This window comes from Proteiniborus ethanoligenes, from assembly GCF_900107485.1.
GTDB classification, from domain to species: domain Bacteria; phylum Bacillota; class Clostridia; order Tissierellales; family Proteiniboraceae; genus Proteiniborus; species Proteiniborus ethanoligenes.
This window is the reverse complement of record NZ_FNQE01000021.1, coordinates 1-19,360: the sequence shown is the minus strand read 5'-3', so window position 1 is coordinate 19,360 and position 19,360 is coordinate 1. Positions and strand designations below refer to the sequence as shown.

At 32.0% G+C, this 19,360-nt stretch carries 21 protein-coding genes and 1 riboswitch; all 21 genes read right to left on the bottom strand.

All coding sequences use genetic code 11. The features are described from left to right. Positions 1 to 67 precede the first annotated feature (67 nt). The 21 genes from BLV37_RS09520 to BLV37_RS09420 all read right to left on the bottom strand — a co-directional run bounded on the left by BLV37_RS09520 (position 68) and on the right by BLV37_RS09420 (position 19,009). Positions 68 to 1,933: a VWA domain-containing protein gene (locus tag BLV37_RS09520; protein WP_176967939.1), complete on the bottom strand. Its 1,866-nt coding sequence runs from the start codon at positions 1,931 to 1,933 to the stop codon at positions 68 to 70. Positions 1,934 to 1,947: 14 nt separating this feature from the next. Further along, the gene (locus BLV37_RS09515) at positions 1,948 to 2,979 is read right to left on the bottom strand and encodes a magnesium chelatase ATPase subunit I (protein ID WP_342026607.1); all 1,032 of its coding nucleotides are present in this window, start codon (positions 2,977 to 2,979) and stop codon (positions 1,948 to 1,950) included. Positions 2,980 to 2,996: 17 nt separating this feature from the next. Then, a complete protein-coding gene (locus tag BLV37_RS09510; protein WP_091730539.1) occupies positions 2,997 to 3,731 on the bottom strand; it encodes an ABC transporter permease in 735 nt (244 codons plus the stop codon). Position 3,732: 1 nt separating this feature from the next. Continuing rightward, the gene (locus tag BLV37_RS09505; RefSeq protein WP_091730658.1) at positions 3,733 to 4,569 is read right to left on the bottom strand and encodes an ABC transporter ATP-binding protein; all 837 of its coding nucleotides are present in this window, start codon (positions 4,567 to 4,569) and stop codon (positions 3,733 to 3,735) included. A 25-nt stretch (positions 4,570 to 4,594) separates the two neighbouring features. Beyond that, complete coding sequence (locus BLV37_RS09500; RefSeq protein WP_091730536.1) at positions 4,595 to 5,377, bottom strand: ABC transporter ATP-binding protein; 783 nt, start codon at positions 5,375 to 5,377, stop codon at positions 4,595 to 4,597. 1 nt (position 5,378) lies between these two features. After that, complete coding sequence (locus tag BLV37_RS09495; protein ID WP_244270516.1) at positions 5,379 to 6,383, bottom strand: FecCD family ABC transporter permease; 1,005 nt, start codon at positions 6,381 to 6,383, stop codon at positions 5,379 to 5,381. An 82-nt stretch (positions 6,384 to 6,465) separates the two neighbouring features. Continuing rightward, complete coding sequence (locus BLV37_RS09490) at positions 6,466 to 7,518, bottom strand: ABC transporter substrate-binding protein (protein WP_091730534.1); 1,053 nt, start codon at positions 7,516 to 7,518, stop codon at positions 6,466 to 6,468. 29 nt (positions 7,519 to 7,547) lie between these two features. Then, positions 7,548 to 8,327 (bottom strand): sirohydrochlorin cobaltochelatase, encoded by a 780-nt coding sequence (locus BLV37_RS09485; RefSeq protein WP_091730531.1) that lies wholly within the window; start codon positions 8,325 to 8,327, stop codon positions 7,548 to 7,550. Between the two features lie 148 nt (positions 8,328 to 8,475). Next, a riboswitch (cobalamin riboswitch) is annotated at positions 8,476 to 8,659 on the bottom strand. Between the two features lie 47 nt (positions 8,660 to 8,706). Continuing rightward, positions 8,707 to 9,468 (bottom strand): precorrin-6A reductase, encoded by a 762-nt coding sequence (gene cobK, locus BLV37_RS09480; protein WP_091730528.1) that lies wholly within the window; start codon positions 9,466 to 9,468, stop codon positions 8,707 to 8,709. Further along, positions 9,465 to 10,205, bottom strand: a complete 741-nt coding sequence (gene cobJ, locus BLV37_RS09475; RefSeq protein ID WP_091730512.1) for a precorrin-3B C(17)-methyltransferase — start codon at positions 10,203 to 10,205, stop codon at positions 9,465 to 9,467. Before cobJ ends, cobK begins: the two co-directional genes overlap by 4 nt. Next, on the bottom strand, positions 10,206 to 11,219 hold the full coding sequence (cbiG, locus tag BLV37_RS09470; RefSeq protein ID WP_091730509.1) for a cobalt-precorrin 5A hydrolase: 1,014 nt from the start codon (positions 11,217 to 11,219) through the stop codon (positions 10,206 to 10,208). Next, positions 11,216 to 11,971 carry a precorrin-4 C(11)-methyltransferase gene (gene cobM, locus BLV37_RS09465; RefSeq protein WP_091730507.1) on the bottom strand — a complete coding sequence of 252 codons (756 nt, stop codon included), beginning with the start codon at positions 11,969 to 11,971 and terminating at the stop codon, positions 11,216 to 11,218. The genes cbiG and cobM overlap by 4 nt, the downstream gene beginning before the upstream one ends. 11 nt (positions 11,972 to 11,982) lie before the next feature. Continuing rightward, positions 11,983 to 12,573 (bottom strand): precorrin-6Y C5,15-methyltransferase (decarboxylating) subunit CbiT, encoded by a 591-nt coding sequence (gene cbiT, locus BLV37_RS09460; protein ID WP_208975243.1) that lies wholly within the window; start codon positions 12,571 to 12,573, stop codon positions 11,983 to 11,985. Then, positions 12,566 to 13,186, bottom strand: coding sequence for a precorrin-6y C5,15-methyltransferase (decarboxylating) subunit CbiE (gene cbiE / locus BLV37_RS09455; protein WP_091730504.1), 621 nt, complete (start codon positions 13,184 to 13,186; stop codon positions 12,566 to 12,568). The genes cbiT and cbiE overlap by 8 nt, the downstream gene beginning before the upstream one ends. Beyond that, positions 13,183 to 14,298, bottom strand: a complete 1,116-nt coding sequence (cbiD, locus tag BLV37_RS09450) for a cobalt-precorrin-5B (C(1))-methyltransferase CbiD (RefSeq protein ID WP_208975242.1) — start codon at positions 14,296 to 14,298, stop codon at positions 13,183 to 13,185. The genes cbiE and cbiD overlap by 4 nt, the downstream gene beginning before the upstream one ends. A 9-nt stretch (positions 14,299 to 14,307) precedes the next feature. Then, the gene (locus tag BLV37_RS09445; RefSeq protein ID WP_091730651.1) at positions 14,308 to 14,925 is read right to left on the bottom strand and encodes a precorrin-8X methylmutase; all 618 of its coding nucleotides are present in this window, start codon (positions 14,923 to 14,925) and stop codon (positions 14,308 to 14,310) included. A gap of 43 nt (positions 14,926 to 14,968) precedes the next feature. Further along, positions 14,969 to 15,484 carry a cob(I)yrinic acid a,c-diamide adenosyltransferase gene (locus BLV37_RS09440; protein ID WP_091730499.1) on the bottom strand — a complete coding sequence of 172 codons (516 nt, stop codon included), beginning with the start codon at positions 15,482 to 15,484 and terminating at the stop codon, positions 14,969 to 14,971. A 14-nt stretch (positions 15,485 to 15,498) separates the two neighbouring features. Further along, positions 15,499 to 16,857, bottom strand: a complete 1,359-nt coding sequence (locus BLV37_RS09435; protein WP_091730496.1) for a cobyrinic acid a,c-diamide synthase CobB — start codon at positions 16,855 to 16,857, stop codon at positions 15,499 to 15,501. Next, positions 16,854 to 17,588: an adenosylcobinamide-GDP ribazoletransferase gene (gene cobS / locus BLV37_RS09430; protein ID WP_091730493.1), complete on the bottom strand. Its 735-nt coding sequence runs from the start codon at positions 17,586 to 17,588 to the stop codon at positions 16,854 to 16,856. The genes BLV37_RS09435 and cobS overlap by 4 nt, the downstream gene beginning before the upstream one ends. A gap of 58 nt (positions 17,589 to 17,646) precedes the next feature. After that, positions 17,647 to 18,207 carry a bifunctional adenosylcobinamide kinase/adenosylcobinamide-phosphate guanylyltransferase gene (cobU, locus tag BLV37_RS09425; protein ID WP_091730490.1) on the bottom strand — a complete coding sequence of 187 codons (561 nt, stop codon included), beginning with the start codon at positions 18,205 to 18,207 and terminating at the stop codon, positions 17,647 to 17,649. A gap of 25 nt (positions 18,208 to 18,232) precedes the next feature. Continuing rightward, complete coding sequence (locus tag BLV37_RS09420; RefSeq protein WP_091730487.1) at positions 18,233 to 19,009, bottom strand: ABC transporter ATP-binding protein; 777 nt, start codon at positions 19,007 to 19,009, stop codon at positions 18,233 to 18,235. Positions 19,010 to 19,360: the final 351 nt, after the last annotated feature.

Here is a 19,360-nt window from a genome sequence, read left to right as displayed (position 1 = left end):
ATGATAACTGCCATAAATAAAATAATAATTATCTGATTTGTTCTTAATAAACTCGTCTTTAAATTAGCTAGTTAGAGATTGTCAAATTCTTTACAGAATTATATATGGATTTATCACTTAAATCTTCTATACTTAAATAAGTTGCTCCCATTCTTCTAGAAAGCTCTTTTAATGTTCCAAATTTAAAGAATCCATTTTCTGTATCTATTACTAAGGATTTTATTTCTTTTTTTCTAATTTTATCAGCAATTTCATTACATTCTACTAAGGGGTCTTCTCCTGTTAAAGATACGTTTGCTCTCCCATCTGATATTAGAACTAATAGTGGTATCATATCTGTATCTTTAATCCATTGGCTTTTAATGTAGTTATAGGCCTTATCCATTCCTGCAGAAAGAGGTGTTTTGCCACCTGAAGGTAATTCACTTAAATGTTTTTTTGCTAATTCTACGCTTCTAGTAGTCTGTAATAAAATTTCTGATGATTCTTTTCTAAAGGCTATTAGAGAAACCTTGTCTCTTTTTTCATAAGCATCTGTTAGCAATGACATTATAGCTCCTTTTACTGCCTCCATTCTCTTTCTTACTGAAATAGAGCCACTAGCATCTACTAGGAAAAATATAGTCACTCCTGTTGGTTTTTCTCGTATTTTCTCTCTTAAATCCCTATTTTTTATGGCTATGGCCACTCCATTTTTTTCTCTAAATTTTTGATAAGGAGCTGCTGCTCTTAGTGTTCCATCTAATGATATATCTCTTATTTCTTTGTTTTTAGATCTGTATCTTATATATCTTCCTTGCTTTGATTCGGTTTTAGATAAGCTCCTTCTACCAGAGCCCTTTCTAAATCTATTATCCTTATTTTTAAAATACATATTTTTAGCTTTAAAAGTATTCCCTATATTCTCTATAACTTCTATATCTGATAGTGAATCTTTTACATCTTTGCTATCAAAGTCACTTGTCATGTTTTCTACATGACTTTCACTATCTTCCATCTCATTGTTTTTATCATTACTATGCTCATTATTATTTTGATTTTCTTGATTGTCCCCATTATTGTTGGTGTTTTCTTTGTCCTTTGGTTTTTTTCTCATTCTATGTGGCAGTACATAGCTAAAGGCTTCTTTTATATCATCTATATTTCCTTCTATTCTATTATCTATTGCAACTATTGCCTTTACAGTTTCTACAACTATTACTTCTGTTCTATTCCCTTCACAGGCAAAAGCATTCAGTGTATCGGCTATTATATTTAATAATTCTTCCGATATAGTAATTTGACTTAAAATAGTTTTCGCTTTTTCTATTTTATTATTTAATTCTTCACATTCACCTAGCCATTGCTGATAAAAACTCATTTTATCTTCTTCATACTGTATTCTTCTTTTTATAATTTCTATTCTATTTTGAAAATTAGTATCTCCTTTTACAGATACAAAAAGCCCAAACTTGTCCAAAAATAAAGGCTTTATACTACCTTCCTCTGGATTCATTGTACCTATAGGTACAAATTTAGACCTATGTTTATAAGATATTCCTTCTCTTTCAATAATATTGAATCCCGAAGATGCTACTTCCAATACAGTATTCATAATACTATCACTTAGTAGATTCACTTCGTCCATATATAGTATATTGCTATCTGCCTTTTTAAGTATGCCTTCTTCGAGTTCTTTTCTACCAAATATAATGGCTTTTTCTATATCAATGCCACCTATTAACCTATCTTCTGTAATATTAAGTGGTAACTCTATTACTTTAACAGAGCTTGATATGGAAGGTATAGATCTGACAATAGTGCTTTTCCCTGTTCCTTTTTCACCACTTATGAGCACTCCACCAATTCTAGGATTCACAAGGTTTAATAATATAGCCCTTTTCAATTTTTCTTGACCTACTATTGCAGGAAAAGGATATATGCATTTACTCAATTTCATACCTCCCATTAGCTTTCTAGTAGTTCATAAATATTTTTAATATCTATGTTTCCCTCTTCAAATGGCATTTTTCTCATTCTATGAGGTATAACAAGCTTTAATGCCTGGACTAAATCATTTCTAGTGACAAATGTTCTTCCCTCAAAGGCTGCAATAGTAATGGCTGTTTTAATAGCAGTTATATCTCCTCTATGTCCATCTAATCCAAGCTTTATACAAAGCTTAACTGTAGACTCTAGTATAGAATCATCATAATTAACTTGTTCTAATAAATTTTTAGCTTTACTTATTTTTTCTGCAAGTTTATTATTTTCTTCTTCATAACTTTTAATGAAAGTTTTTGGATTTTTTTCAAACTCTATACGTCTCTTTATTACTTCGATTCTATTTTTATTGTCTCTTTCACCAATTACATCTACAACTAAGCCAAATCTATCTATAAGCTGTGGTCTTATATCTCCTTCTTCAGGGTTCATTGTGCCTACTAAAATAAATCTTGAGGGATGAGAATAGGATATACCCTCTCTTTCAATATTATTTATTCCCATGGCTGCAGCATCTAGTAACATATCTACTATATGGTCATCTAATAGATTTACCTCATCTATATAGAGAATATTTCTATTAGCGAATGCAAGTATTCCAGCCTCAAATTTTTTCTCGCCTTTTTTTATTGCAGTCTGTATGTCTAGTGTTCCTGCTACCCTATCTTCTGTTGCATTAATAGGCAATTCTATTACTTTCATTTTTCCTTCTTTTATATTAATATTTTCATTGTTAACTGTTTTTTCCTTACATTCTTCACACATTCTGCTCAAATCTAATGGGTCGCAGCTAAATATGCAATCCTTTATTTCTCCTCTACTAGGCAAAATATCTACAATAGCCCTAACTGCTGTAGACTTTCCGGTTCCTTTTTCGCCTCTAACAAGAACCCCTCCAATTGAAGGGTTAATTATATTAAGAATCAAGGCTTTTTTCATACTTTCCTGACCTACTATTGCAGTAAAGGGATAATTTGTATTGTTTTCTGTATGCAAGCTGATCACATTCCTTTCTACTTCATTTCTCTAAAACTCATGTAAACTCCAAAGCAATAAAAGATTATAGAATATGTAAATAATACAATAATGGATTTATAGTCAAACTCACCTTTTAAAACAATGTTTCTTAATGAAATAGATGCATGAGAAAGAGGCAAAACACTTATTATTTTCTTTATCATTAAAGGGAGATTGTTTAAAGAGAAAAAGGTTCCACATAAAAAAGACATAGGTGTCATTATATAGGTAGTAAACCTATTCATATCATAGTGACTATCTATTGATAGTGCTGCTCCATATCCAAAAGCAGAGAATAAAAAGCTATTTAAAAAGCAAATTAATATAAAATAACTATCTATATTTATCTTGATTCCGAAAAGATAAGATACAAGGATAATAAGTGTGGCTGCATACATACCTCTTAAGGCTCCTGATAGTATATGACCTAATGCCATCAATGGCATTCTAACAGGAGAGGTTAAATAGTATTCGAAGCTTTTTTCATGCAGTTTAGATATATTTATTCTCATAGCTACTGCGTTAAAGCTAGTGTTCATGGTAGAAAGGGCTATAATTCCTGGTATTATAAAGTGCATATAACTAGAGCCTTCTATGATTACATCTCTTCCTAGCCCCCAGCCAAAGGCTATAAGATATAAGATAGGTGTCATTATAGCAGTAGAGGTAATCTTTCCAATTCTCCTTTTAAAAAAAATAAATTCTCTCCACATTACAGTAAATACTTCCATTTTATATTACCTTCCTATTTGTAAAGTTATAAAATACATCTTCTAATGTAGTTTCCCTGAGTGTATAATTTAAACTCATAATTTTATTTGAGTATTTTATTGCTTCCTCTTTATTTTTGAAAAATTTATACTTGGTTTTCATTTCTTCATCAAAATATTCCATAGTATAAATTCCTAGTTCCTTCTTAAGATTGTCAGGAGTATCATTGTCTATTATTTTTCCTTTATCTATTAAACATACCTTATTGCATAGATAATCGGCTTCCTCAATATAGTGGGTTGTTAATAGTATAGTTTTCCCCATGGTTTTCATTGTTTTCAAAATATCCCATATTTTTCTCCTACCATTTAAATCTATTCCTACAGTAGGCTCGTCCAGAAATATGATTTCTGGATCGTTTATTAATGCTTTTGCTATCATCAATCGTCTAGCCATTCCGCCTGATAGATTCATTGCCTTTCTGTCTTTATAATTTTCTAACTCCATAAATTTAAGAAGCTCCATTGTTTTATTTTTGTAGTCCCCAACCCTAAAAAGCTTTGCTGCAAAAACTAAATTTTCATATGCTGTCAGCTCTTTATCTAGATTAGTATATTGAGGAACTATTCCTAATATTTCTTTTGCTTTTTTATTATCCCGGGACATTTTTTCACCATTTATATATATGCTCCCACATGTTGGCTTTAACAAGCCTGTAAGCATTTTTATAATAGTAGTTTTCCCAGCTCCATTTGGTCCTAGAAGTCCTATGAAGTCTCCTTTAGCTATATTTAAACTTACATTGTTTACAGCAACAAAATCATCAAACATTTTGGTAACATTTTCAATCTGTATCATCATGAATCACTTCCAACACATTTATTTAAGTAACTTTTTTTCTTGGTATAAAATAGGGGCAGTTATTTATCTTGTCTTCATATATATCTGCATTTATTTTAAAAATATCTTTCAATAATTTTTCTTTTATTATTTTGTCTGGCTTTCCTATTTCACAAAGCTCACCATTTTTTATAACTAATATCTTGTCTGAATACCTGGCAGCTTGATTCAAATCATGTAAAACCATAACTACAGTTAAGCCTAAAGTTTGATTTAATTCTTTTACTAGTTCTAAAACTTCTACTTGATAAGATATATCAAGAAAAGTAGTAGGTTCATCTAATAGAAGTATTTTTGGTTTTTGTGCTAATGACATAGCTATCCATGCCCTCTGTCTTTCCCCACCAGAAAGTGTTGCTACAAATCTTTTTCTTAAATGAATAAGCCCTGTTTTTTCTAAGGCCCAATCTACTATTTCAATATCTTCTTTTCCCAGTCTCTTACTAAACTTTAAATGAGGATATCTACCATAAGATACTAGTTCTTCTACAGAAATATCTGAAGATACATTTTTTACTTGAGGTAATATAGCCATCTTTTGTGCTATAATTTTAGTGTTTATATTTTTTATATTTATGCCTTCTAGATAAATATTACCTTCTGTAGGCTTTATACATCTGCTCATTGCCTTAACCAAAGTTGATTTTCCTGAACCATTAGGACCTATGATAGTTACTATTTGTCCAGTATTTATGTCAAAATTGGCATTTCTAATAGCCCTTTTCTCTCCATAATTTACGCTTATGTTTTCAATTCTCATTTCCATGTTAATATTCTCCCTTTCTTCTAAGTAAATACAAGAAAAATGGCGCTCCTAAAGCTGACATAATAATTCCTACAGGTATTTCTGTAGGGGCAAATAACAACCTCGCAACAGTATCACAGAGCATAACTATACTTGAACCTGTGAAAATAGCTGCTGGTAGTAAGTATCTATAATCTGAGCCAATAAATAATCTAGTAATATGTGGCACTATTAGCCCTACAAAGCCTAAAAGTCCAACAACACTAACAGCACTACCTGCTAATAAGGAGGAAATAATAATAAAAACAAATCTAGTCTTCTCTACATTTACTCCAAGTCCTGTTGCAACTTCATCTCCCAGCATTAATATGTTCAATTTATTTGGTATTAATAAAAGTAAAATTATACCTAATGTTGCATATGGGAATATAGTATACACATGCTTCCAATTAGTTGCTGATAGTCCACCGACCATAAATCCTATAACCCCTGCTACTTTGTTTGGATAAAATGTCATTAATGCATTAGTTCCCGCACCTAAAAGAGAAGATACTGCTACTCCTGCTAGAATTAATCGAGTGGGAACTACGCCTTCCTTCCATGCTAAAAAGTATATAAACAAAGTGGCTAACAATGCTCCTGTAAATGCTCCTATAGGTGCAAGATAATAAAAATCTGGGAAAAGGATTAGGATAATTAAAGTCATAAGCCCTGCTCCAGATGAAACTCCTATAATATTAGGACCTGCTAAAGGATTTCTCATAACTCCCTGCAAAATAGATCCTGATAAAGCTAGACATGTACCAACAAGTGCAGCTACTATTGTCCTAGGTAATCTAACATTCCATATTATTTGATAATTTACTGTAGATTTATCAAATAATATGGCATTTATTATTTCTTTAGGTGATATATTTACAGCCCCATTTCCTATGCTTATAAAAAAGCTAGCTATAGAAATGCATATAAAAATAAATAAAATGAACTTTTTTTTCATCACTTCATTTTTTGTATCACTGTTAGTCATGTCTTTCTCTTCTCCTTAAGTTTGGTTTTTGGTTTAAGCTGTACAGTACTTTTTTAAAGTACTGTACAGCCATGTTATATTTTTAATTAAACACTTCTGGATAGAGTATCTTTGCTAATCCCTCATAAGCCTCTGCATATCTTGCATTTGGTTTATATAGATATAAGTCTTTTGGTAAAACTATATATTTGCCTTCCTTTACAGCCGTAAGTGATGCCCAAGCTGGATTGTCTTCCACATCTTGCTTTATTCTTTCCATTATCTTTTCTTTATCACTTCCCATAGTTTGTACAAATATAAAATCTGGGTCTTCTTGTATTATTTTTTCCATACTGAAAACTCTAGCATTTGCTGGATCAGTTTCCGTATCAGATATATTTATTGTGTTTAGATCTTTAAGCATTTCTCCTACCATTGAGTCAGAGTTTCTAACTGTAATGCTCTTTGAAGAAGCAAAAATAATTAAAGTTTTATAGTTTTTATCTTTAGGTGCCTTTTCTATAATTTCATCTACACCTTTTTTAACTTCATTTATATGTTTTTCATATAAGTCTTCTCTTTCTGTTATTCCTGTAAAAAGTCTTACGGTTTTATAATAATCTTCTAAGTAATCATTGCCTAAGGAAATAACTTGTATGTTGTTTTGTTCAAATACTGGAACCATTTCCGCTTGAACCTTAAATCCATTAGTAACAATAACTAAATCTGGCTCTAGTGCCAATACTTTTTCGAGACTTGGAGCACCTGAAGTTCCAACTACTTCGGCTGACATAGCTCTTTCAACAGGCTTTTCCTCTGACTCCTCCACTCTACCTATTACTTCTCCACCACAACTATCCCAAATATCAAGATAAGAGTTATATAGACAAACTACTCTTTGGGGATTTTTCTTTATAGTTACTTCTTTTTCTCTAGCATCTGTAAATACAACATTGTCTTTATTTATAGTTACTCCATACTCTGATACCACTTCATTCGATTCTTCATTGTCATCTGTTTTTACATCTTCATTATTGCTTTCACTAGCACTATTGGGTATATTATTTTCGGTTTCCTTGCCTTTACTACATCCGGTAAAAATTGTAGTTAGCATTACAATTATTAATAACAGTGATATTATTCTTGATTTTTTCATAGGGTATTCCTCCTAGTAATTTTATTTAATTAATTGTTTATAACATCCTTTAAATGTAATACAAATATATCTTGTATTTTTTCATCTTCACCTAGTCCACTTAAAGATACTTCTACTTGAAATCCATTTTTCTTCAATATGCTTTTCCACGAATCCTCTTGCTCTCCTGCCATGTCATTTATTGCATGATCTCCTGCCACCAGCATAAAAGGTATTAGTTTAACCTTGGTCACTTTTTTCTCTATAAGTTGAGGTATTATATGTTCCAAGGTAGTGCTGCCTTCTACAGTTCCAATAAATATATCTTCTGAATATTCCTTTCTAAAATATTTCTCCAATAAACTGTAGCTCCTATCAGACATATGATCAGTACCATGTCCCATAAATACTACTGCCTCGTTTTGTTTAAGATCCTTAATTTCAATAGCTTTAACTACATTCTCATAATCTGAAGAATCATATAGTAATGGAGCTCCTACATGGACTGTAATATGCTTATGCTTTTCCTTAAATAATTCTACCTGTTTTAATAGCTTATTGTATTCATGTCCAGGTATTATGTGAAGAGACTGTATGAAAACTTTAGTTATTCCTTCTCGCTCCATTTCTTGTAAGGCTTCTGTGACATTGTTTACTACAATTCCATCTCGCTTTTTTAGTTTATTGATTACCATCTGAGAAGTAAATCCTCTCTCTACCTGGTATCCACTAAACTCCCTTCTAATTCTGTTTTCTATGCTTTCTATGCATAGTCTCCTAGTTTCTTTATAACTAGTACCAAAGCTTGCTACAATAATTCCTTTTCCCATTATTACCTCCTTATGTTTTATATTTAATGCTCATCCTTCTGTAATGTGGAGTAGTATTTAAGCAAATAAAAAAACCACAGCCTTAAAACTATGGTTCTATCTATGCACAAAAAACTATACATAAAATAACCACTTCCCACCGAAGGCTTATTTATAAAATTTACAGGCAGGTATCCTGACTTGTGGTACTTCCTACTCTCAAAACCTTCCCAGAAATATTATTCCAGTGGTAAATAATGATTTCGTTCTCACTTACAGTAGCGGGGGCTGTAGCGGATTTACACCGCTTTCCCTATTAATCTTTTAAAAGAACCTGTAATTTTAAACTATTTAATTGTGAATTTGTCGATAATGGAACGGTAGTTTGACTACTGTTCAACTACTGTTTTTTATATCTCTTATTAACAATCTCTATAACTTCTTCTATGCTATTACATAAGTTTGTGTACTCTATATTAGGCCTTTGTATAAGGATAACATTTACACCTGTTTCCAATGCTCCTTGTATTTTTTCTGTAGTTCCACCTACATCTCCACTATCTTTTGTTACCATAGATTCTATTCTATAATTTTCATACATAGCTTTATTGAATTCTTTTGTAAAAGGTCCTTGAATTGCTATTATCTGCTTTGGAAGCAATCCTAAATCCTCACATTTTTTAAGTACAGAATAAGTAGGAAGAACCCTTGCGTATAATCTACTAATATCAAGCGAAGATGTGAATATATGTAGTTTATTGCTACCAGTAGTCAATAAAATATTTCCTTTGGTTTCCTTCAAATGCATTATTGCACTATTATAGCTTGAAAAATATTGTACTCCACTATAAAGTCTGCCTTTTCTTTCAAATCTTAAATATTCTATGCCTGTAGATTTACTTGCAGCTATTGCATTTATTGAAACATTTTCTGCATAGGGATGTGTAGCATCTACTATATATTTTATTCCCTTTTTAAGAATTAGCTTTTCCATATCAGGTTTTTCTAATCTTTTAGATACTATCTCTACTGAATTATTATTAGCTTCAACTAACAACTTCCCGTATTCTGTAGCTGTGGATGCTATAATCGAATACCCTATGTTAGACAAGATTTCTATTATTTTTCTTCCATCAGCTGTGCCTGATAGTACCAATATCATAGTTTGTATCCTCTAGGGGTTATAATCTTTCCATTTACTAAATAGGTATTTGAGTTACCTACTATAACTGTAGTAAACATGTCAATCTCGTGTTTTAACATATCTTTAAGTGTAGTTATAACAACTGTTTCTCCATCTCTTTTAGCATTTTTGACTATTCCAACTATAGTATCCTGTTTTTTGTATTTTAGTAATATTTCTCTAGCTATTTCAATTTGTTTTTGCCTTCCTTTACTTTTAGGATTATATAAGCATACTACAAAATCCCCTTGTCCTGCATAGTGAAGCCTTTTTTCTATTAGGCTCCAATCTGTAAGCAAATCACTTAAGCTTATAGTAGCATAGTCATGCATAATAGGTGCGCCTAATGAGGCAGCAGCAGCATTAGAAGCTGTAACTCCCGGTATTATCTCTACTTTAATGTCACTTTCAGCTTTGGAGACTACCTCCAGCATTATTCCAGCCATTCCATAAACGCCTGAATCTCCACTACTGACTAGAGATACGACTTTCCCTTGTTTCGCGATTTCTAAAGTTTCTGTACATCTTTCTATTTCCTTTTTCATTCCACTAGAAAATACTTCTTTATCTTCTATCATATCTTTTATTAAATCTATATAGGTCTTGTATCCAACTATAACATCTGATTTTTCTATGACAGCCTTAGCCTCTAAGGTCATATGTGCTCTGTCTCCAGGGCCTAAACCTACTACAAATATTTTACCTGCTTTATTCATCTATAGTTCCTCCCATATGGATAAGGTTATTCCATTATAAGATTTTTTTCTCATTAAAAAATGTCCTTTAGAAGCAGTCAATAAAGCACAAGGCTCACATACAGCACCTACTCCTATTGATTTTCTTACAAATTCAGAACAATGAAATTCATGTTCTATGTTTTTTATTTCTTTTCTATTAACTATCTTAACAATAGTTTTAAAATGTTTTGCAGCATCAAATATTCCTGCTTCATTCTGCTTAATATCTACTGTCGCAAAATGCTTTATGCTTCTATAATCTATATTAAATAAATCTAGTGCTTCTTTTATTGCATTAACTATGGCTTCACCACTAATTCCCGACCTACAACCTATACCTATAACTATGTTTTTAGGTATTAGCTGCACCTCATATTCACTAAATTTGTTTATAACTCTATTTGTAATAAAAATTGTACCCTTTGCTTCTCCTTCTGTTAATATATTGTCAGGTAATTTCATGTCAATATTAATATTAGACTTAATAAGTACTGACTCATTATTAACTATAAGGCCTGTAAGATTTTTAGCCTTATCCATACTGGATATTTGGCAGTTTAATTTTTGAGCTAAAGTATCTACTGCTATTAAACCCTTTACATCTGAAGCAGTAGTTATTACAGGCTGTCCTCCCATTTTATCTGCCAATAGCTTAGCAGCCTCATTGGCTCCACCTAAGTGCCCTGATAATAAGCTTATAACAAACTGTCCTTTCTCATCCATGACTAAAACTCCAGGATCAGTAGTTTTATTTACTATATGCTTGGCTATGCTCCTAACAACTATACCTGTAGCCATAATAAAAATTATAATATCATATTTGTGAAATATACTTCCTACAAATTCTTCAAGCTTTTTATCTATTACTAAAGTTTCTTCGTCAGACCATTTCTTCAACGTATATATTTCTAAGTTAATATTATTTAGTATTTTTTTTATTTTTTTTCCTTGCTGTGTTCCATCTTTTGTTAATGCAACTATAGCCCAGTTCATTTAGCACTCCTATATTCATGACTGAAATTCTTATCGTATAGCTTAGACAATTCATATTCGTCCCCTAAGAAATCACCTACTAAAATTTGAGCTGTTTTACTTATACCTTCTGCCCTTACTTTTTCAGCTATATTACTAAGATTCCCTATTACTATCTTTTGATCCTGCCAGCTAGCTCTTTGTATTACTGCAACTGGTGTAGTTTCATCATAATGCTCCTTTAACCTCTCTGCAACCTTGTCTATCATTTGAACTGATAGAAATATTGCCATAGAGGCTTTATGTGATGCTAAGCTTTCAAGGCTTTCTCTCTCAGGCACTTTGGTTCTTCCTTCTAATCGAGTACATATTATTGTCTGTGAAACATTAGGAAGTGTAAATTCTTTTTTTATAGCTGCAGCTGAAGCTGTAAAGGAACTAACTCCAGGTATTACCTGACTATCTATGCCTAGCTCCTCAAGGGCATCTATTTGCTCTCTTATAGCTCCATATATGCTAGGATCTCCGGTATGGACTCTAGCTACTTTTTTTCCTTCCTTGATGCTTTCAGCTATTACCTTTATAACCTCTTCTAAGGTCATAGACGCACTATTATATACTACACTTCCTTCTTTTCTATTTTCTAATACTTGTTCATTTACTAAAGAGCCTGCATATATTATTACATCTGATTCATCTATTATTTTTTTGCCTTTTATTGTTATAAGCTCTGGATCCCCAGGACCTGCACCTATAAAATACGCCTTGTTCATATAAGTCCTCCTTATTTTCTATTAGCAGATATAATGTAAATTTGATTTTGGGATTCCATCATAGTTAAATTACCTATTGGTCTTCCTTTGGATATGGAAACGCTTATTACTTCTATATTTTCAAACTCCTTTTCCTTCATAAGCTCCATGGATTTATACAGATTTTCTATTGTAATAGCATTAACTACTATTATGCCCTTCGATTTCAAATTATGGGATACCCATTCAAATATGCTTTTTATGTTACCACCAGTGCCGCCTAGTATTACCTTGTCAACCTTTCCTATTTGACATAATACCTCTGGAGCTATTCCTTCGATTATTTCTATATTGTTTGCTTGGAAAATATAAGCATTTTCCTTGATAAGTTCTATTCCTTCTCCATTCTTTTCTACTGCATATACCTTCCCTTTATTCGCAACTAAAGCGGCTTCTATAGATATTGATCCAGTACCCGCACCTATATCTACTATTTTATCTATAGTTCTTAGCCTTAATTTGCTTATAGTAATAGCCCTTACTTCTTCCTTAGTCATCGGTACTTTTCCTCGCTTAAACATGCAATCAGGTATACCTGATGTATCGTATGGCCATTTACTCATTGCTAATCACCACCAAGCAAATCTGATATTCTTTTTTTTCAGTGAATTCTTTAATACTACCCTTTATTATTCTTTCATTTTCATAGGATAGATTTTCTCCAACATACATTGTTTTTTCGTTTATACCATTCTTCATCAGTTCAAAAGCAATCTTATCTGGAGTCCACTTGTTATCAGTAAGTAAACCTACCTTTTCATATTTCTTAACCTTGCTAACAAAATCATTTTCTCTTCCATGTAGGCTGCCTAAGTATGCATTTTCCCAGCTTTGTCCTAATCTTGAAAACATATATTGCATAGAACTTAGTCCTGCTATTACATCTATTTCTTCATTTGAAAAATGTTTTTTTAAGTATCTAAGCATACTATAAAAGCCTGTATCTCCGGAAACTACTACTGATATTTTTTTGTCTTTTCTATTTTCTTTAATGAAATCTATCATTTGGGCTAAATTATTTTCTACTATAAAAGTAATTTTATGGCCTCCATCTATACTTTCAAGATTTCTCTTCCCTGTTATTATTACATCTGATTGAGATATAATTTTTGACGCCTTAGGTAATATATAATCTCTATGACCTGGTCCTATTCCAACTACTGATATCTTGTTCATATCTTGTATTCCTCCAACATTAGAGTCCCATTACTGCACATGCCCAGCATTCCATGCTTTAAAGAAAAGATTATTGTTCCAAATTTTATCTGGTTATAAGATCTTTCTTCGCATTTATTACTTATTTTATGAGCAAGAAAATCAAATACTTTTTCCATATTATTAAGTAAAATATAGTCTATAGCCTCCTCTGTAGTATTGCTTTCCATTATTTGCTGTATAAGCTGTTGATTTGCCCCAAGTAATGCACAGTTTGCTGCAAGAGTTTCAAGCCTACCGTCTGCCACTTTGCTATGAGTATCAAAAATTCCAGCAGCAACTTTAACTAGCTTTCCTATATGTCCTATAAATAATATTTCTTTTATATTATATTCAACCGCTTTGTCTATCATAAAGCCTACATAATTGCTGATTTTGACCAATATTTTTTCATCTAGATTGTTGTTTATCCCAAAATCCTTGCCATAATTCCCTGGCGAATATATTATTTTTTTTATTCCTTGCTCTCTTAATATAGATAACTCTAACTCTAAGGAACTTTTAAGCGCTTCCTCAGACATAGGCTCCACTATTCCCGATGTTCCTATTATTGAAATACCTCCTTCAATTCCTAGTTTAGGATTAAAGGTTTTTTTAGAAATTTGTACTCCATCCGGTGCATATATTTGTACATCCACACCCTGACCTTTAGGAATAGTCTTGCTAACCTCTGTTCGAATCATTTCTCTAGGTACAGGATTTATAGCATATTCTCCAACAGGCACCGATAACCCTGGCTTAGTTACTATACCTATTCCTGTGCCGCCTGTTAAATTAATTTCTCCCTCTTGATTTTTAGTCACCTTTGCATATATTTTTATCCCATCAGTAGAATCTGGGTCGTCTCCTGCATCTTTTTTTACACAGCAGGTTGCACTACTATTGTCAAATGATGGTTCCTCTACCTTAAGCTTAAGCTTCCACCCTTTTGGAGTGTCTATTTCTATAGTATCTAATATTTTCTTAGAAAAAAGTATTTCTGTAGCAGCTTTAGCTGCTGCAGCTGCACAGGAGCCTGTTGTATATCCGTATCTTAGCTTTTTACCATCTTTTACAATATAATGTTCCAACATAGCACAATCCTATATCATATACAAAAAAGCATTTATTATTGCTGCAGCAACTGTACTTCCACCTTTTCTGCCCCTAGTTATTATATAGGGAATGTCTAAGTCTCTGATAGATTCTTTAGATTCTGCTGCTCCAACAAATCCTACTGGTACTCCAATTATCAAGTCAGGCTTTGCTTTACCCTCTTCTATTAATCTTTTTAAAGTGAATAAAGCTGTAGGAGCATTTCCTATTGCAAATATTCTTATATTTTTATCAGCTACTGCTTTTTCTAAGGCTATCATAGATCTAGTCATGCCTGTTTCTAAAGCTATTTTGGTTACTTCTTCATTGTGAACAAGATTAAATATTTGTACTCCATGCTTGGTAAGGCTTTTTTTATTTACTCCACCTATTATCATCTGTGTATCAGAATATATGCAGCATCCTTCTTTAAGTGCGTTCTTTCCTGCCTCAATAGCATTTGGATGAAATTCTAGTAATTCTGCATATTCAAAATCTGCAGTAGTATGGATTACTCTTTTAACTATTTTTCCCATACTTTCCTCAAACTTTTTATCTCCTAATTCTTCTGTTATTATTTCAAAGCTTTTTTCTTCTATTTCTTTAGGGTTTTTTACATAGTCAATCAATATTGACCCTCCTCATGGATTAATGTATAGTGTTTGGGCTTTAGTTCTCTATTCCTTTTCTAGCAGAAACCCCTTGCTTATAGTAATGTTTTATTTCCTTCATTTCTGTAACCAAGTCTGCAAACTCTATTAGTTTTTCATCTGCATATCTACCTGTTACTATAACCTCAACATGAGAAGCTCTGTTTTTTATTGCATCAATAGCTTCTTCGGCAGTAAAAAGATTGTAGTATATGGCTATATTTAGTTCATCTAGTACAACAATATGATGCTTACCTTCTGCTAAGACTTCTTTACATGTATCCAAACCTTTTTTCGCTAGTTTTATATCTTCTTCTGTTGGATCGTTAAATATGAAGCAATCTCTCCCAAATTGATGTATTTCAAAGTTTGGTAATAAGCTTTGACTTTTCAGTTCACTATACTCCATGCCTTTTATGAATTGACCAAAATATACTTTTTTCCCTGCACATATTGCTCTAAGACTTAAGCCTAAAGCTGCTGTTGTCTTTCCTTTTCCATTCCCAGTATATACATGAACGTATCCTTTATCCATTTCAGCCCTCCTGGTTATCTGTTTTTAAACTCTATACATTTATCTAAAAATTCTTTTAAAAAATCTAAATTACTATAGAAATGAATATGAGGATATCCTGCTACCACATTATTTTTGGTTAATCCGCATTTCCATTGACCTATAAACTTTTCCCTATACTTAGTTACATGATAGTAATATTCTAGATTTTCATTTTCTTCTATAGATGATCTATGGAATTCATGTGCTCTTATTTTAATTCCAGTTTTAGTCTCTACATTTATGTATCCGAAACGATTAAGTCTATTAGTCATCATAGATTCTGTATCGAGAAATCCAACCATTTTATAATATTTTCCTTGTAAGTCTAATATTCCATTTGTTAAATACATTAGTCCTCCACATTCTCCGTATGCTGGAAGTCCATTGTTAAGTAAATCCTTTATATTTTCCCTCATAGTAATGTTTTCTTCTAGTTCCTTAGCAAATATCTCTGGAAAGCCACCTCCTATATAGAGTCCGTCTACTTCCTTAGGTACTTGTTTATCCTTTATAGGACTAAAGGGTAAAAGCTTCACCCCTGCTTCCTCCATTAACTGTAAGTTATCTCCATAATAAAAACTAAAGGCTTTGTCTCTAGGAACTCCTATTTTAAGACTTTTATATTTCATATATATATCTTTAGCAGGATTTTCTACAATCCCTATTTCTTCTACGTCTCCAATTTCCTCTAAGGACTTTAAGTCAATATGCTTTTCTACAAGCTCTACTAAATCATCTATTTTTTTATTTAGCTCTTCTACTTCATCTGCTGGAATTAAACCTAAATGTCTGCTTTTCAGAGAAATATCATCTCTTTTAGGTAGATATCCTAAAGCTTTTATTCCTAGATTTTTTTCCACAACAAGCTTTAACATTTCATAATGCTTTTCACCACATACCTTATTAAATATTACTCCTTTAACCTGTACCTCTTTGTCGTACATCATATAACCCATTATAAGAGCTGCAGCACTTGTAGACATGGCATTTGCTTCAACTACTAATACAACTGGAGTTTTTGTTATTTTTGCTACGTGACTTGTGCTCCCATTGCTATTATCTATTCCAAAACCATCATGCATTCCCATAACACCTTCAATAATGCATATATCCATTCCTTTTTTATTTTTGTTAAACAGATATTTTACTGTGTCACTATCTAATAACCAGCTATCTAAATTATATGAAAGATTTCCTGTAACGAAGCTATGAAAGCTAGGGTCTATATAATCAGGGCCAACTTTGAAAGGTGCTACTTTTTTACCTCTTTTAGTAAGTGCTGCCATTATTCCTAAACTTACTGTTGTTTTCCCGCAGCCACTATGAGTTCCTGCTATCACTACTCTTTTCATCCTATTATCCCCTTTATTATATAAGTAAATAAAATAAATACTGATTGAGATATTTCTATAATAAAGCCTATGGTATCTCCAGTACTTCCGCCGATTTTGTTATTAATATATTTTGTTATGGAAAGAGCAAGAGCAAGTGTAGGTAATAAGGCTATTAAACTAACTGGGTAACCAATTATAAAGCTTAATCCTATGACGAATATCAAAGAAAAAACAACTTCCCTTTGTCTACAATTCTCTATAAACGCTTTCCCCATACCCTGTCCTTCTCGAGCATATTTACTAGCTGCTGCAGACAATATAGCAGCACTACGGCCAACTACAGGAACTATAATAAGTAGGTGTAAATCTATATAATAAGTAAGGACTAGATTCCATATAATTAATAATATTATTCCAAGTACTCCAAAGGTACCTATTCTACTATCTCTCATGATTTCTAGGATTCTACTTTTATCCCTGTTACTAAATATACCATCAAAGGTATCCCCTAAGCCATCTATATGAAGTCCACCAGTTATCCATATGTATATTAACCAAGAGAATAATACTATGACTGGAATGTGTATAATATCTTTTAAGAATACAGGAATGTACATAATAAAGCCTATAATTAAACCTATAATGGGAAAAAGTTTTATTCCCTTAATAAAATCTCTATCTTTATACTCATGGTTGTACTTAATCTGTATTCGTGTAAAATATGTTATCATCAATAATAAACTTTTCATATTAACCTCACTTAATTTTATAAATCCTTCATGGACTTTAGGGTGAAAGCAGTTTTTATCACTTAATCTTCAGAGGTATTCCTGATACTGTAAAATATACTTCATCAGCTTTATCTGCAAGATATTGGTTTACCCTACCAGCAATATCTCTGAATATATTACCTAGTCTATAGGAAGGTACTAATCCCATTCCTACTTCATTAGTAACTATTATAAGCTGTTTCTTATGCTTATAAATCACTTCTTCTAATTCTCTTATATCATTAAATATTCTATTCTCCATATTATCTATTTGAGACATAGAGCACGTATCAAAGTCTATATCATTTTCTAATAATAAATTTGATACCATTAGAGTCATACAATCTAAAAGGACTAAATCGGACTCTAGAAATCCTTCCTCTAATTCAAGACTTGCAAAGCTTTTATATCTTTCAATAGTTGTCCAAGTACTAGGCCTTTGTGATCTATGCTTTTTAATACGCTCTTTCATTCCCTCATCAAAGCCTATAGCAGTAGCTATATATACTACTTTTTCACCAAGCTCCTTAGCCTTAGCTTCCGCTAAACTACTTTTACCGCTTCTCGCTCCACCTGTTATTAATATAAATCTAGACATTTAATCACCTCTCTATCTGCTCTTCCTAAATTGGTATAATATAAGGTGTTTTATCTCCATTTCTTTTGAGAATATCTACTTCAATATCATATACATTAGATATATTCTCTTGTGTAAGAACTTTTTCAGGAGTATCCATGACTTTAATCCTTCCTTTATCTAGAAGGATTAAATAGTCACTATATCTTCCTGCTAGATTTATATCATGAAGAGTCATTATTACTGTTATTTGGTTTTCTACATTAAGCTTTTTGCATAAGTCTAGTATCCCAATTTGGTATTTTATATCTAAATGTGATATGGGCTCATCTAATATGAGTATTTGTGGCTGCTGAGTTAGGGCTCTAGCTATCATAACTCTTTGTCTTTCTCCACCACTTATTTCATTGATGCTCTTGTCCCTAAGCTCCCAAGTACCTGTGCTTAGCATGGCTTCCTTTGCAATCTCTATATCTTTTTTTCCTTCACTCTGAAATCTGCTTAAATAAGGAAACCTTCCCATTAAAACCACATCAAAAACTGAAAATTGAAATTGAATTTCAGAAGTTTGATGGACAACAGCTATTATTTTAGCTAGCTCCTTGTATTTTATATTTGACACATTTTTATTGTTTATTAAAATCTTCCCATTATCTGGCTTAAGAATATTACATATATTTTTTAAAAGTGTAGTTTTACCAGAGCCATTAGGTCCCAGTATACCTACGAAGCTTCCCTTTGGGATTTCAATATCTATGTCTTTAAGAACCTCATCTGTATCGTATTTAAAAGTTAATTTTTCTATGTGTACAGCTGTATTCATAAATATACACCTCGTATAATATGTTTAGACCCAGATTTTCAGGTGTCTAAGCATATTTATTTTTATTTAATTTTAATTACAATGTTTAATCGAGATATCCTAATGCTAAAATAGAATTAAGAATAGTTAGCGAAGGATAATTCTTCCTCACCTTGCAAAACCATTTGGTTATTGCTTAGAGAGCATGCTTCCTGACTTACTCGTCATATTCTGCTTACTTCAGTTGCTGCATCTCTTTGATTAGACCAACAGCAAGGTAGTTTTCAAAGATGAATGCTAATAATGCGAGGTTGCAGTTAGCGGTTAAGATTGGGATATCTCTTTTACTAATTGTTCATCATTATCTCCTAT